This window comes from Pedobacter sandarakinus (assembly GCF_026240095.1).
GTDB classification, from domain to species: Bacteria; Bacteroidota; Bacteroidia; order Sphingobacteriales; family Sphingobacteriaceae; genus Pedobacter; species Pedobacter sandarakinus.
Map to the genome: position 1 here is coordinate 54596 of NZ_JAPIVG010000002.1, position 15709 is coordinate 70304.

At 39.5% G+C, this 15709-nt stretch carries 11 protein-coding genes; 9 read left to right on the top strand and 2 right to left on the bottom strand.

What is annotated here, in order from left to right:
- The first annotated feature begins 221 nt into the window (after positions 1 to 221).
- The 9 genes from OQ268_RS06005 to OQ268_RS06045 all read left to right on the top strand — a co-directional run bounded on the left by OQ268_RS06005 (position 222) and on the right by OQ268_RS06045 (position 14129).
- On the top strand, positions 222 to 1751 hold the full coding sequence (locus OQ268_RS06005; RefSeq protein ID WP_265855208.1) for a DEAD/DEAH box helicase: 1530 nt from the start codon (positions 222 to 224) through the stop codon (positions 1749 to 1751).
- A 377-nt stretch (positions 1752 to 2128) separates the two neighbouring features.
- A complete protein-coding gene (locus tag OQ268_RS06010) occupies positions 2129 to 4009 on the top strand; it encodes a 7TMR-DISM family protein (protein WP_265855209.1) in 1881 nt (626 codons plus the stop codon).
- Between the two features lie 183 nt (positions 4010 to 4192).
- Positions 4193 to 4621 carry an EamA family transporter gene (locus tag OQ268_RS06015; protein ID WP_265855210.1) on the top strand — a complete coding sequence of 143 codons (429 nt, stop codon included), beginning with the start codon at positions 4193 to 4195 and terminating at the stop codon, positions 4619 to 4621.
- Positions 4622 to 4958: 337 nt separating this feature from the next.
- A complete protein-coding gene (locus tag OQ268_RS06020) occupies positions 4959 to 6686 on the top strand; it encodes an APC family permease (RefSeq protein WP_265855211.1) in 1728 nt (575 codons plus the stop codon).
- A 39-nt stretch (positions 6687 to 6725) separates the two neighbouring features.
- Entirely contained in the window at positions 6726 to 7637 is a 912-nt protein-coding gene (locus tag OQ268_RS06025) for a mechanosensitive ion channel family protein (RefSeq protein WP_265855212.1), read from the top strand.
- 329 nt (positions 7638 to 7966) lie between these two features.
- Positions 7967 to 11020 (top strand): SusC/RagA family TonB-linked outer membrane protein, encoded by a 3054-nt coding sequence (locus OQ268_RS06030; protein WP_265855213.1) that lies wholly within the window; start codon positions 7967 to 7969, stop codon positions 11018 to 11020.
- Positions 11021 to 11024: 4 nt separating this feature from the next.
- Positions 11025 to 12482 carry a RagB/SusD family nutrient uptake outer membrane protein gene (locus tag OQ268_RS06035; RefSeq protein WP_265855214.1) on the top strand — a complete coding sequence of 486 codons (1458 nt, stop codon included), beginning with the start codon at positions 11025 to 11027 and terminating at the stop codon, positions 12480 to 12482.
- 239 nt (positions 12483 to 12721) lie between these two features.
- Positions 12722 to 12922, top strand: coding sequence for a hypothetical protein (locus OQ268_RS06040; protein ID WP_265855215.1), 201 nt, complete (start codon positions 12722 to 12724; stop codon positions 12920 to 12922).
- A gap of 49 nt (positions 12923 to 12971) precedes the next feature.
- Positions 12972 to 14129: a zinc-dependent alcohol dehydrogenase gene (locus OQ268_RS06045; protein WP_265855216.1), complete on the top strand. Its 1158-nt coding sequence runs from the start codon at positions 12972 to 12974 to the stop codon at positions 14127 to 14129.
- A gap of 53 nt (positions 14130 to 14182) precedes the next feature.
- Here the strand turns inward: OQ268_RS06045 and OQ268_RS06050 are convergent, their stop codons facing one another.
- Both OQ268_RS06050 and OQ268_RS06055 read right to left on the bottom strand, forming a co-directional pair.
- Complete coding sequence (locus OQ268_RS06050; RefSeq protein ID WP_265855217.1) at positions 14183 to 15019, bottom strand: phytoene/squalene synthase family protein; 837 nt, start codon at positions 15017 to 15019, stop codon at positions 14183 to 14185.
- Between the two features lie 68 nt (positions 15020 to 15087).
- On the bottom strand, positions 15088 to 15699 hold the full coding sequence (locus OQ268_RS06055) for a MarR family winged helix-turn-helix transcriptional regulator (protein ID WP_265855218.1): 612 nt from the start codon (positions 15697 to 15699) through the stop codon (positions 15088 to 15090).
- Positions 15700 to 15709 lie beyond the last annotated feature (10 nt).

Consider the following 15709-nt stretch of genomic DNA (forward strand, 5'->3'; position numbering starts at 1 on the left):
AAAAGCTGGCGAAATAAATTTGATACACAAGACAAATGTGAACCGGCTATCTGAAAGTCTGTATTTTTTGATGCTGATGTGTTTGATACTGAATACGATGCAAACTGATGTACTTGTTTTTAACTTTGAATATTTAAAACCTCCAGTTGCTGTGGTTAAAAAAAAAACAGAAACTAACTTAATATGCCAAACTTTCTTCTCTTGGCAAGGGTTATATCAACATGCAGATTTCATCCCCAGTTATAACGCCAAGGCGAATTAACAGACTTTATCATTACCAGGAAAACGACATTAATATTCTTTTTGATAAGCTTTCTACTGGTGGGAAAAACTGCCGATTACTTTATCAGCTTGCAACTGGCGGCGGCAAAACGGTGATCTTTTCAGAACTTGCCGATCGATATATCAAAAAATATGGGAAACGGGTGGTGGTGCTTACACACAGGCGTGAACTTTGTAGTCAGACCGCTTCAGCATTGAAGAATACCGGAGTGATCAATAAGGTAATTAATAGTGCTGTAAAGCGGGTTGCGAAAAAAGATCTTTATACCTGCTATGTAGCCATGGTAGAAACTTTAAAAAATCGCATTAAGGATGGTCTTATAGATGCGCAAAATGTAGGCTTGGTCATTGTGGATGAGGCCCATCACAACTCTTTTCACAAATTACTGGATAAATTTCCGAACGCTTCGGTTATTGGTGTTACTGCGACGCCTTTCTCGTCGGATGTAAACCGCCCTATGAATGGCTTTTACCAGGAATTAATTGTCGGCGAACCCATAAATGGCTTGATAGCGCAAGGATTTCTGGCAAAACCGAAAACATATAGCTATGAGGTAGAACTTAATACACTTACCAGGGGGATTCATGGTGATTTCACCGTAAGTAGTTCTGATGAACTTTATTCATCACCGGCGATGTTAGACCTTTTAGTGCATGCCTATCAGGAGCATTCCTCGCGGAAAAAGACACTTATTTTTAATAACGGAATTTTCACTTCACGTAAGGTATTAGAACGTTTCGAAGGCTTAGGGCTTCCAATTCGGCACCTCGACAATAAAACAGAGCCTGCAGAGCGGGTTGAGATTTTAAAATGGTTTAAAAAAACAAAAGGTGCCATTTTAACATCGGTATCTATTTTAACCACCGGTTTCGATGAGCCTTCCGTACAATCTGTAATTCTTAACCGGGCTACGACATCGCTAACACTATACCATCAGATGATTGGTAGGGGAGCGAGGCGCTTACCTAACAAAAAGATCTTTAATATCATCGACCTGGGAAATAATGGCGAAAGATTTGGCGAATGGGATGAGCCAATAGACTGGAAACATGTTTTTGAAAATCCAGACATCTATCACCAGCAATTACACAGGGCAGTCGGGGAAATTCACCAGATGCCCGGCGAAATGCGCACTGCTTTTCCAAACAGTACCGGAATTTCCTTTGATGTACTCGGAGCTTATCAGGCTGCTGTTGAAAAAGGAGAAAAAGCTAAAATTGTTCTTAGGGATTCCATCAGGCAGCATGCACTAATGTGCGCCGATAATGCCGATACCGTTTGCCAGGCTTTAGAATTGGCGGAAACGCTTGATAAGGAAATAACCTGGCGAATTAAACAATATGCCAAATGCCTTGGTACCGTAACCAGAAACTATGTAAAATGGTTAGGTGAAGATTATAGGAGTCGGTTGAAACAACTCATTGAAAAAGTGATGTTTAAACGAGCGACGATGCGTACTGCGGTATAGATGTTGGTAAGCAGGATCTCGCTCCCTGCACTAGCAAAATGTGAAGGATAATAGGATCGCTATCGTGAAGGTATGTAACGGATTATTATTAAGCGTAAACATATTATTCCTTTTTTCGCCACACCAAATTTATACATCGCAATAGCCTTTTTATAATTGCCGATGCATTGCTTAGATCCTTCCACTTTAACTTTAAAGCGCATTATAAATTTTTCATATGGGATAAAAAAAGGCTACACGATCTAAGCAAAATAAGGGTAATTATTTCAATCGATTGAAAGGAGTTTTGTGCCAAAAAAGATGGAGTAGCTAAATATCAGCGCAGGTAAATTCCCAGGTTTTGGCTATAATGAGCATAACTAACCAAAATGATACTTATGCGTGCTTTAAACCTCCGAACTACTCATACTTATTTCCTTAGGCTATGCCTATTTCAGGCCTTGCTTACATTGCTATCAATTACTGTTCAAGCACAAGTTCCAGTTTTTATTAATGATGGAACGCCCCACCAGATCTTAACATTCAACCAAATCGATGTTTTGGAAGATAATGGCGGAAATCTTACATTGAGCCAGGTACTGACTAAAGGCCTGCAATCAAAATTTAAGCCCAATCAAAATCGTATCCCAAAAAATGAGCATGAGCATTCCGCATATTGGTATCGCTTTCGAATTGGTCATAATTCCGCATCTGCTAACCGGTGGATTTTAGAGTTTTTTGATCAATCCATTAACGATCTCGAACTTTACGTTCCTGATAAGGCAGGCAATTACCAGGTGAATCACTTTGGAACAGACTATCCATTTTCTCGCAGGATTTATGGCCATAAAAACTTTACTTACGACCTGGAGAATAAAACCAATCAGGTTGCTACATATTACATCCGCATAAAATCTCCCAATCCGGTAAGTGCAATTATTGTGCTGCGAGATCTTCGATGGTTTTTAGGATACGCCGTTGGAGAATATTTTTTCTTCGGATTGTTTTACGGGATGATTATCGTTTTTTGCCTTTATAATCTCTTGATGTATTTCGCGATTAATCGAAAGCAATACCTGTATTACGTTATTTATAATCTAGGTATCGGTTTGTATGAGATGTGTAACGATGGTATTGCTTTCCAATACCTTTGGCCATCTTATCCGCAGATGAATACCTATGGTTTCGGTATTGCCCTGTTCATAAGCAGCATTTTCGGGATGCTTTTCACCATTAACTTTCTTTATCTTAAATCGAAGGCCCCAATGTTTTACCGGGTTTTAGTTGGAATGATTGTTTTAAGGAGCTTATTTTTTATTGCCTGTTTATTTGATACGACGCTTTACAATTTTAAATTAATAGAATTCCTTCCATTAATGCTTGTTTTTGCAGCCGCGTTGCAAAGTTATCTGAAAAGATACAAACCTGCCTTATTCCTGCTATTTGGCTATGGCGCATTAATATGCGGGTTTACCATCAAGATTATGCTTCTACTGAAATGGATTCCTTATGGAACATTGGCTTATTATAGCCTAAGCATTTGTTTTGTAGTGGAGATGGTTCTAATTTCATTTGCCATTGGAACAAGTATTCGAACACTTAGAAAAAAGAAAAGCCAGGCACAGGAAAGAATTATCGAACAATTGAGCATCAATGAGAAGTTAACACGGGCACTCAATGAAAAATTGCAAGTGCTTGTGGCAGATCGTACCTATGAGCTGCAACATAAAGCCGAGATTATCGAGCAGCAAAATATCGAAATTTCCGTTATGAATAGCATGCTTAAAAAAGATAATATCGAACTCAACTTAAGCATTGAAAAGGTTAATAAGGCGAGAATAATCTCTAAAAGTTTAGATTTTGAAGAATTCAATAAAATATATCCTGGTAAAGAAAACTGCTTGCAATACATTGCCGATTTGAAATGGAAAGAGGGCTATAGTTGCCGCAAATGTCAGAATGCACATTTCTTATCCGGACAAACACCGTCAAGTAAAAGATGTACCAAGTGTGGCTACGATGAATCTGCAATTGCGTATACGCTTTTTCAGAATAGCAGAATCCCAATTAATAAAGCCCTATACATGTTCTTTCTTGTATATAATTCTAAGGGTACGATTTCGTCCTATAAATTATCAGAGATCCTCTCTATCCGCCAGAGTACCTGCTGGAATTACAATTCCAAGATGCAAAAACTGTTGGTACAACGCAAAGAGGAGATTAAACAGGCCGGTGATGATGGCTGGATGAAATTACTGCTTGCGCCCATAGAAAACTAGGCAGGTTAAACAAGAAATTTAAACCAAAAGCTAATCAATAGTATTGGTTAATGAACAGGTATAGTTTCCATACCAAAATTAAATTCTCCGCTAACGATGGCCTAAACATACTATTGATGATGTATAGTTCATTGTTACAATCTTTTCGAGGTTATTATCTGTTAGTTACCAAAAAACAGAACTATGTGGATTTTATGGGCCGTGCTCGCAGCAATATCTGCTGCACTTGTAATTGTTTTAACCAAAGCTGGTTTAAAGGATGTGGATCCAAGTCTGGCTTTTGCCATTCAGGCAGTATTAATTTTATTGATTACCTGGAGCGTAGTTGTTTATCAGGGTAATTTTAGTGCTTGGAAAGGGATTGAAAAAAATGCCTGGATCTTTTTATTGTCGGCAGGGGTATTCACTTCATTGTCTACGCTATTTTCTTATAAAGCATTATCAATGGGCCCTGCTTCTTATGTGGCCACTATCGAAAGAATGTCTTTGGTAATTGCAATCGTTTTATCGGTAATTTTTCTTAAAGAAAAACTCACCTGGCAAATTGTGGTTGGAGGTACGGTAATGGTAGCGGGGGCAGTGCTCATTGCCGTTTCAGATACAGGCGAATAACTTTATACAACATTAGACAATTTATAATGCTCGATTTAGTCATCGAAGCCCATCGTATTCCCATCATAGGTTTTAGCGGCTTGATGAAATCAATGCATTGGAAACCGTGTATAGCTCCAGTTTTTCGCTTTCAAAGAATTCGTTTTATTAAACTGCAAAGCGATGGTTCTGAACAACCCATCAGCACGAATTTCAGCTTAATTCATATCTACTGCAATCCCCGTTCTTGGAAAAATGAGAACAATTGTACGTTATAGGTGTTAGAGAAATAAATAAGGTAACTCACCGTCGAGCGAACGTACCCCGATACTTGTCGCCCAGCGCATAATCTATTGTGATGTCAAAGAAACTTAATCAATTACAAGCTACCGCAATTTGCGGGAATGATATTTCTTCATCCTGCTTGTATGTTTCTGCATTAACAATTGCCTATGCGGGTCAGTATGCATGGGTATCGCTATTGATGGTGGCATTTGTTCTATTCCTATTTAGAAAAATATATGCCGAAGTTGTTGGTGCACTACCATTAAACGGTGGAGCTTATAATGTTCTTTTAAATACAACTACTAAGCAAACCGCTTCCTTTGCGGCTTGCTTAACCATCTTATCTTACATGGCAACAGCTGTTATCTCGGCTTATGAGGCTATGTTTTACCTGCACGAAATTATTCACAGCATCCCATTGATATGGGCAACAATAGGCGTGTTGCTTTTATTCATGTCATTAACTATTATTGGCATCGGCGAATCTGCGAACGTGGCGGTGGGCATATTCATTTTGCATGTGGTTTCCTTAAGCTTACTCGTAATTACAGGAATCTGGTTCGTCATCAATAACGGATTGGCTATCTTTCAGTTAAATTGGAATACCCCGGTTTTAGCAGGTGGCGTTGTTACGGCACTTGTATTAGGTTTTTCAGCAGCCATGCTTGGTATTTCAGGATTTGAGAGTTCGGCAAACTTTGTTGAAGAACAAAAGGATGGCGTATTTCCTAAAACTCTGAGAAATATGTGGCGTGTGGTGAGCTTCTTTAATCCCACAATCGCACTTCTTGCTTTGGCTATTTTACCCATTATTTCCATAAACGAACATCGTGAATCGCTTTTGTCATTTCTAGCACAAACTGCTGGAGGAAATTGGCTCGCATATTTGATTTCTGTAGATGCGGTATTAGTATTAGGAGGCGCAGTACTTACTTCTTATGTAGGTGTAACCGGACTCGGAGAGCGCATTGCATTAGACAGGATATTGCCAAATTTCCTCCTTAAAAAAAACGCAAGAGGTGTAAATTATCGCATTGTAATAGGCTTCTTTGTACTTTGTTTATCCATACTCCTGGTTACCCAGGGTGATTTAGCTAGTCTTGCAGGAGTATATACTTTCTCATTCCTCGCTGTAATGGCACTTTTCGGTCTTGGCAATTTGTTGCTGAAGGCGAAAAGGCAGCGTTTACCTCGGCCAGAAAAAGCAGCTATATTCTCTGTTCTGGTTGCCATAAGTTTCACCATAGCTGCGTTTATTGGAAACATGTACCTTAACATTGTCTCTTTTTTTGTGTTCCTAAAATACCTGATACCAGCCATTGCTTTAATATTAGTGATGCTAAACCGTGCACAACTTATAAAATGGCTAATATTCAGCATCGGGAAGATGGGCAACCGTTTCAAAAAGTCGATATTTAGCAATCTGAAACTTCATAGGCTTCTGGTTAAAATTAACGCCCACGAGCTGGTATTCTTCACCCGTGGTGATAACGTTGCGGTGTTAAACCGTGTTATGATTTACGTTGAAGAAAATGAGGTAACCAAGAAACTGAAAATTGTTCACCTGGCCAATGAACATAGCAATAATGATAATCTCAAGAGAGATATAGAAGTTTTAGATCGGGCTTACCCGGAAATCGATATTGACTTTGTGGAGATTGATGGCCAATTCGGACCAGAAATAATCGAACAATTATCACAGGACTGGAAAATCCCGAAGAACTTTATGTTCATGGGATCGCCCGGAGATCGCTTTCCTTACCGCATTGCAGAACTGGGTGGTGTGAGACTTATTATGTAACAGATTATACAACAAATTAAAAATTATAATATAAACCAGATGGGTATTGATTTAGATAAAGCTTACGAATTAATAAGTTCCAAACTTACACTTTGGCTTAAAGAATTGATTAGGTTACTGCCAAACATTGCGCTTGCAGCACTTATATTGGTGTTTGGCTTTTTCATTGCAAAATACATCCGTACTTTCATATTGAAAATTATTCGTCGCATTATTCATAACGAAACCCTTGATAACCTCTTTAGCTCCATTATTTATATTTTCTTACTCGGGGTCGTAATTTTCATTGCCCTTAGTGTGCTTCAACTAGACAAGGCTGTTACCTCGATACTGGCCGGTGCCGGAATATTGGGTTTAGCCCTTGCTTTTGCATTTCAGGATATCGCAGCAAATTTCATGTCGGGCATTTTTCTCTCTATCAGAAAGCCAGTAAACCTTGGCGATGTGGTAAAAATTAAGGATTACATGGGCACCATAGAAGAAATTAACCTCAGGGATACTGTAATTAAGACATACCAGGGGCAACTGGTTATTATTCCAAATAAAGATGTTTTTCAGAATCCCATAGAAAATTATACCTTACTGGGTAAAAGACGAGTTGATTTAACCGTGGGCATCTCTTACGGTGAAGATTTGGAAAATGTAAAGGCTATTACGCTTGCGGCTGTGCAGGGCATCCCCGGTTTGGTAGAAGAGGAATCGATAACGATGTTTTATACGGAGTTTGCAGATAGCTCCATAAACTATGTCATCAGGCTGTGGATTAATTTATCTGAAAAAGTAAATTTTTTAGAGGTTAGGAGCGAAGCCATTATCCAGATTAAAAAAGCATACGATGAACATAATATTATGATCCCTTTCCCAATAAGGACCATGGACTTTGGAATAAAAGGTGGCGTTTGTTTATCAGATGCTTATCAACCAGATACCCAGATCGCTAAAGAAGACTAACAATGCTGTTAAAGCGAGGTGATGGAGGATCTCCCAATCGCTTACTAACTCAGTTTACTTACTATTACTGGCCGCTATCCTTCCACAGGATGAGTTGGATTTGTTTCTATTTTTTACATTTCTAGTAATCTGAAGGGATTATCTTGTCCGAAATTACCTTAAGACTTTATAGATTTTGTGATGATGAATCATCCAAAATCTATGCTACCTTTTTATTACAATATGATACAGATAGTTGAAAGAATGAACATTTTGTATCAACATTTTTACTTTATTTTATTGTAATAAACCTCGCGGGAACCTCCCTGCGATAACCAAACTAACCAATTATGAGAAAAATCTATCAAAAATTTTTTTTGGGCGTCTGTTGTATGGTCCTGATTACCACTTTGGGTTTCGCCCAAAATCGAGTAAGCGGAGTGGTGGTTGAAGAAACTGGTTTGCCGGTTGCCGGTGCAACTGTGAAGATCAAGGGGACCAATGCTGCTCAAATAACTGATAATAAAGGAACATTTAGAATGGACGTTCCTGTAAATGGGGTAATCATTATAACTTATGTTGGCTACCTCAATCAAGAGATCAATGTAGGAACTAAGCAAGAATTGAAGATTACGCTTCAGCCAGATCGCACATCTTTAGAGGATGTTGTGGTGGTTGGGTATGGCACAGTAAAGAAGAGCGATGTAACAGGTTCACTAGTTTCTCTGAAGGCTTCAGAGCTAACACCGGGCGCAAATGTTAATGTACAGCAATTAATGCAGGGGCGAGCTGCGGGTGTTCAGATTTCGCAACGAAGCGGCGAACCTGGTAGTGCCATGAGTGTAAAAATCAGGGGCGTTAGTTCCATTTCTGCAGGCAATGATCCATTGTATGTAGTAGATGGGATGCCGGTAAATGATGGCGCTCCTGTAACTGGAAATGGTGCGCAGTTTGTTGCAAATCCAAATCCAAGAAATCCGCTTAATACTTTAAACCCATCAGATATAGAATCAATAGAGATTTTAAAAGATGCTTCTGCTACGGCGATTTACGGATCACGTGGTGCGAATGGCGTGGTTTTAATCACAACAAAAAGGGGCGCAGCCGGACAAATGAAGGTGGAATACAACGCTTATTTTGGCTTTCAGGAAGTTGCGAACACAGCCCAGGTATTGAATGCTGTTGACTATAAAAATGTGTTAAACGGAATAATCGATGCCGGTGGAGGTTCTGCCGCAGAACGTGTTGCCGAGGATATTGGAGCAGGTACCGACTGGCAGTCGCTTTTACTTAGAAGGGCAGGTACCCAAAGTCACGACCTTTCAATCTCAGGCGGCGGGGGGAACAATAAATTCTATGTTTCACTGGGTTATTTTGATCAAAATGGAGTGGTATTAAGTTCCGGCTTAAAGCGCTACACCGCTAGGGTAAATTTCGAAAATTCGGTAGCCAATAAATATGCCGTAGGCATTAACCTGACCAGCTCTTATATCAATGATAAAATTGCTTCTGTAGGTACAGGTATCAACGAATCTGGTAGTGCATTGTATTCTGCTATCTATTACGATCCAACATCTCCGGTTACCAATCCAAATGGAAGTTATTTCAGATCTCCTTTCATGACTATCGACAATCCTGTGGCATTGATTTATGGGCAAACTGCCAATAGCGACTCGTACAGGACATTTGGAAACGCCTTTGCAGAATATTATATTACTCACGACATCTCGGTAAAGGCAAGAATAGGCGGAGATATCAACACCAGTCAGAAAAATGTTTTTATAGATCCATCTACCACACTGGGTATTCCCGGAGGTGTAGCATCTATACTCACTGGCAATGTTAATTATTACATGGGCGAAGCTACAGTGAGCTACCGAAAAGATATTGGCAAACATGCAATTAATTCAGTGGCAGGAGTTACTTACGAGCATTTTGGATCGAACTCTTTTAGTGGAAATGCAAGAGGTTTTGCGCTGCCGGATTTGTCTTACAATGCCTTGGGTTCTGGTAATGCAGCCTTGAACCAATTAAGTAGTGGGCGTGCATCATCTATTTTAGCTTCATATTTAGCGAGGGTCAATTATACCTACAATAATAAATACATTTTAACAGCTTCCTTCAGAGCAGACGGTTCTTCGAGATTTGGGCCTAATAATTCCTTCGGATATTTTCCCTCTGGAGCCATAGCATGGAAAATGCATGAGGAAGATTTCATAAAGAAATATACTTTTATCAATGAACTTAAGCTTCGGGTAAGTTATGGTGCAATCGGAAATCAAAGAATTGCAAATTACTTATACATTCCCACTTATAGCATTAGCGGTGATGCGATATTTGGATCTAGCAGATATACTTCTATTGCGCCTTCAAGAAATGAAAATCCCGACCTCAAATGGGAATCGGCAAAGCAATTTGATTTTGGCTTAGACTTTGCCTTGTTTAGAAGTAAATTAAAGGGTAGCATTGAATACTACAAACGTAATACAGACGATTTGCTCCTGAGTTTGCCACGACCACTCAGTTCGGGTTTTGGATCTCAAACTGTTAACATCGGAAGCATGAAAAATGCTGGTGTCGATTTGCAGTTAAGTGCTAATGTGATCGATAATGGAAATTTCAAATGGACTATCGATGGCAACCTATCCTTTTTAAAGAATGAAGTAGTCAACTTAGGTCCGCTGAACAGAATTATAACCGGGGGTGCGGGTTTTATTTCAAATGCATCAATACTAATTCCCGGAGAGTCAATTAATTCTTACTTTGGATACGAAATATTGGGTACCTGGCAAACCAACGATGATTTCACAACAGTTAGGGACAGAGTAAAGCCAGGAGACATTAAGTATAGAGACGTAAACGGTGATGGAACAATTACAGATGCCGACAGGGTAATACTGGGCAAGCCATTGCCGGACTTAAATTACGGCATTACAAATACCATATCTTATAAGGGACTAGCTTTAACCGCCTACCTGGAAGGTACAAAAGGCAGTAGCATCTTAAACGCTATGATGGTGGATAGTTACTTTCCCATTAGTTTCAGACGAAACAAATTGGCAGAACCTTATCTAAACCGATGGACGCCGACTAATCCGACGAATGAGTATCCATCGTTTGTCAACCCGACATCGCAAGGGCAGCGGCAGGTGAACTCTAAAACTGTAGAAAACGCTGATTATATCCGTCTTCAATCTGCTCGTTTATCTTACAACATACCATTGAAAAGCAAATTTTTAAAGGGTCTAAATGTTTATGCATCTGGGAATAATCTATTCACGATTACTAAGTATAAGGGTGTAGATCCGGCGGTAAATTCTACTGGAGATGACGTATTAAAAATCGATTTTGCCTCCTATCCATTCTCGAGAACATATTTATTTGGGTTAAATCTTCAATTGTAAAATCATGAAATCTAAAATCATAATATCATTGTCTGTATGCCTGTTAGTATTAACAGGGGGATGCAAAAAAATACTCGAGGTTACGCCGGAAGCCGAATTTGCGCCAGCTAATGTTTTAACTTCAGAGGCTGGAGTTAAGGCACTTTTGTTTTCTGCCTATCAAAATTATCAAGAGCAGCCAAATATGCGGGATGTAATTAACCTTGCAGAGGTAACAACTGACATGGCTTTTAATTCTGGTGGAAATGAAAACCTGTATCTTACTCAGTTCATAAACTTTGCCTGGGATCCATCCATTTCGCAGTTTCAAGGGGTTAATTGGGGGCCATCTTACCGAATCATCAGAGACGCCAATTTAGTATTAGAAAGTATTGCTACTGTAGAATCTACAGATGCCTTTAAAAAACAAATCGGTGCTGAAGCTCGTTTCTTGCGGGCGCTTGCTTATGTTACGCTTTACAACTGGTATGGTCCTGTTCCACTTAGGATAAGCAGTAAACAGGAGCCAGAACTTGCCCGGGCAAGTGATGATGAAATGAAAACTTTTATCGAATCGGAATTAAATGCTGTGGTAGATGGTTTACCAGATCCCGGAAAGGAAGAAGCTTTTGGCAGGGCAACTAAAGGCGCAGCACTAGGATTGTTAACCAAATTCATGTTAAACACGAAACAGTGGCAAAAGGCGAGTGATGCAGCGAAACGAGTGATGGACTTGAATTACTATCAGCTATTTCCAGTATTTAAAGATTTATTTAAGGTGGAGAATGAAGGGAACAAAGAAATGATTTTCGTGATGCCATGCATCAATCAAACAGATCAAGGCAACTGGATGTCAGCCGGAGCAATGCCTACAGCATTTCTGTCTACAACACAATTGCCAGAATACAGGTGGAATGCTGGAATTCAAAATTTTGCAACGATGTATCGCCTGAGAGATGAGCTGGTAAATACATTTGCAGCCAATGACGCAAGATTTGTAACTGTATTGCGCACTTATACTAATACCTCCAACGCAACAATTAATCTAAGGGCCACGGTAGATAATGCCCGAAGCTTGAAGTTCTTTGATAATGCGGCTGTAAAAAACGATCATGGTAATGATTTTCCGATCATAAGATATGCTGATATCCTGTTAAGCAGAGCAGAAGCATTAAATGAAGCTTCGGGACCAAGTGTGGAAGCACTTAGTTATCTTAATCCGGTACGAGTAAGAGCTGGGATTCCGGTCCTTACACTGGCCGATGTGCCCAGTCAGGACGCTTTTCGCGATGCCATTTTGAGAGAGCGTGGCTGGGAATTTATCACCGAAGGTAAAAGAAGAGAAGACCTCATTAGGCAAGGAAAATTCATTTCGAAGGCACGGGCAAGAGGTGTAAATGCAAGAGATGAGCAGGTGCTTTTTCCTATTCCGCAAGCTGAAATCGATGCCAATAAGCTTATTGTTCAAAACAAAGGATACTAGGCAGGTTTAAGGTTTATATTTGGTTTTATAAAGTTACGGCAATCGGATGGTTGCCGTTCTTTTTTGCATTTATTTTCATTTATCCTTTCGAGAGCGTTACCGCTGCGGAATAATTTCTTAATGCTTCCGCTACGTCATTTCTTTCCAGTCGAACCTTGGTTTATCCCACAACTAATTCCCAAATTATAGTTGAGAAAAGTTGAACAATCTCCATTTATTAATGTTGGAAGAGTATATTAATGAAAGTAATTGCCATGGAAAACAATAAGGAAGAGGATAAAAAGCCTAAAAAAGGAGCAGTTCCTGTCGAACAAATTGAAGCCAGTGATGCTGATAAGGCATACGATGAGAATGGAAACTTTGGACAACCTACAGATGATGGTAAGGAAGCCAAAAGTAAAGAAAACACCAATAGTAGCGACGCAGATGCTGCTAAATAAGTTATCTAATGCGCTCATTTAATTAAAAATCAACCTAAAAAATCAACCTATGAAAGCAGCAGTTTTTCACAAACCTGGAGATATCCGGGTAGACAATGTACCAGATCCTAAGATTTTAGATCCGAGAGATGTGATTCTAAAAGTAACATCAACCGCCATTTGTGGTAGCGACTTGCACATTCTCAGTGGTGCCGTACCGCAGAAAGATCCAATGGTAATGGGGCACGAATTTATGGGTATTGTAGAAGAAGTAGGTTCTGCAATCACCAATTTGAAGGTAGGCGACCGCGTTGTGGTTCCTTTTCCGATAGCCTGCGGTAAGTGTTTCTTTTGCACGCACGATGCCTCTCCGGCTTGCGAGGATTCCAATTATAAAAATTATGGGCCAGCGGGTAATCTCGCCGATCAAAAGGGTGCTGCCTTATTTGGCTACACCGATCTATATGGTGGGTATTCTGGGGGCCAGGCGCAATATGTAAGGGTTCCCTATGCAGATGTAAGTCCGAGGATTGTTCCTGAACATTTAACTGACGAGCAGTCGCTTTTTCTTACTGATATTTTTCCAACTGGATGGTCTGCTATTGACTGGGCTCAACTTAAGGGTGGGGAAACCGTTGCGATTTTTGGATCAGGTCCGGTTGGGCTCATGGCACAAAAAGCTGCTTGGATAAATGGAGCAGCACGTGTAATTGCTATTGATCCATTAGATTATCGATTAGAAAAAGCAAAATTGGCAAACAATGTAGAAACGTTAAATCCCCATCGTGTTGACGTGGTAGAGGCCATAAGAGAAATGACCGGAGGTAGGGGTGCCGATGTATGCGTGGACGCCGTTGGTTTCGAACCTGAGCGCAACCTGATGGATAAATTAAAAGCGACTTTCAACTTCGAAAAAGGATCTATGAAAGTATTAGATATGTGTTTCGAATCAGTAAGGCGTATGGGAACAGTTTCAATTGTAGGTGTTTATGGTTCCCCTTATGATAATTTCCCACTATTCAGAATTTTCGATAAAGGCATCACTATTAAACAGGGCCAGGCTCCGGTGATTAATTATATCGATAAGCTCATTGGCTTGGTTGATGAGGGTAAAGTTGTGCTCGATGATATCATTACGCATAGTTTACCTTTGGAGGATGCCGCACATGGGTATAAAATTTTCGATGAAAAGGAAGATGACTGTGTAAAAGTTATTCTTAAACCCTAAACAATCGAGAGCCTGGAATTTTTTAAAATATTCCAGGCTTTCGTTTATAACGTTTACATCATTCCAACTTGATACCTTACTACGGCGCTAAACATCAACCCAAATTTACGAGGATTAGATATTCTAATTCGTTTTGCTAGTATTTTTTCTGGTGGCGTTTTACTTATCTTTTTAAAGAGCTGGTAATAATACGTATAGGCTAAGTACACTCCCTTCTGAGATGATTTTGGCAATTGCTTTATCCCAGACAATGCTGCCATAAATTCTGCCTCAATATCTTCCTCTATAGCTTTCTTGTCTGCTAAAGAGAAGTTACCGGCATCCACATTAGGGAAATAACTCCTGTTAAGGAGTTGATAATCCATGCTTAAATCGCGTAAAAAATTTACTTTTTGAAATGCAGACCCCAACTTCATTGCTGAATCTTTGAGCTTCTGGTATGCCTCTTCCTTTCCCTCAACAAAGATATAAAGGCACATTAACCCGACTACCTGCGCTGAGCCTAAGATATATTCTTCATATTTATCTTCAGTATATTCGATTTTATCCAAATCCATTTCCATGCTGTGGAGAAAAGTTTTCACTAGCAAAGGGTCAATATTATATGTGTTTATTGTTTTTTGAAACGCATTGAGGATTGGGTTTAAACTGATGTGATGTTTTATGGCATCAAAACAATCGGCATCAAATTTGGCTAGCAATTGGGCTTTATCAAATCCATGAAAGCTATCTACAATTTCGTCGGCTAGCCTTACAAAACCATAAATAGCACATATTGGTCCTTGCAACTCTTTTGCCAAAAAGCGGATACCAAGGGAAAAGCTTGTGCTATATCGCCGTGTTACCAGTTTGCTACAATCGTCTGATACATGATCGAAAATTTCCTTCATTCTATTTATAATATATCACGAGCGTTCATTCGGTGATATCTTTGTCAATTTTATTTCTATGATTAATTTTATTTTACTCCGTTACGTACCCAATGGAAATCTTCCAGTTTTTGCAAAAGGATAATAAACTCCATTTTTTCATGATCAGAAAGGGGTTCTGTAACATTAGCCGAAGCTTCTTTAATATTTTGCAAACAGTTAGAAAGATGCTTAAGCCCGTCGGGCGTAATGGTGATCAGTTTACTTCTTTTATCATCTAAGGTAGCGCTCTGAGAAACAAAACCTTTCTTTAACAACCTGTTGATAATAAGCGTACCAACTGGTTTTTCGTGAACATTTAGCCTGATCAAAGCTGTTTTACTCATGCTCCCTGCAGATGAAAGACTAATCAGGTAAATAAATTCATCTGGCGTCGAAAATTCAGTGCCTATAATAGCATGCTTGGCATGCGCTTTGGCATATCGATACAAATGCACCAATGAGGTATTTATTACACTATCAGCGCTGCGTCCGTTCACTTTACCTTCCCATTCTGGCTCCAATTTTTTATTAACGCCAGGTTTAACCAGTTGATGATTCAACCAAGCCTGAAAGTCTTCAATACGTTCAGACGGTTGGTCATTTTCCTGCTCATATTCCTTAACCAGCGACACAAGATTGTTGATGAGATCGTATAACATTTCTTTTTAA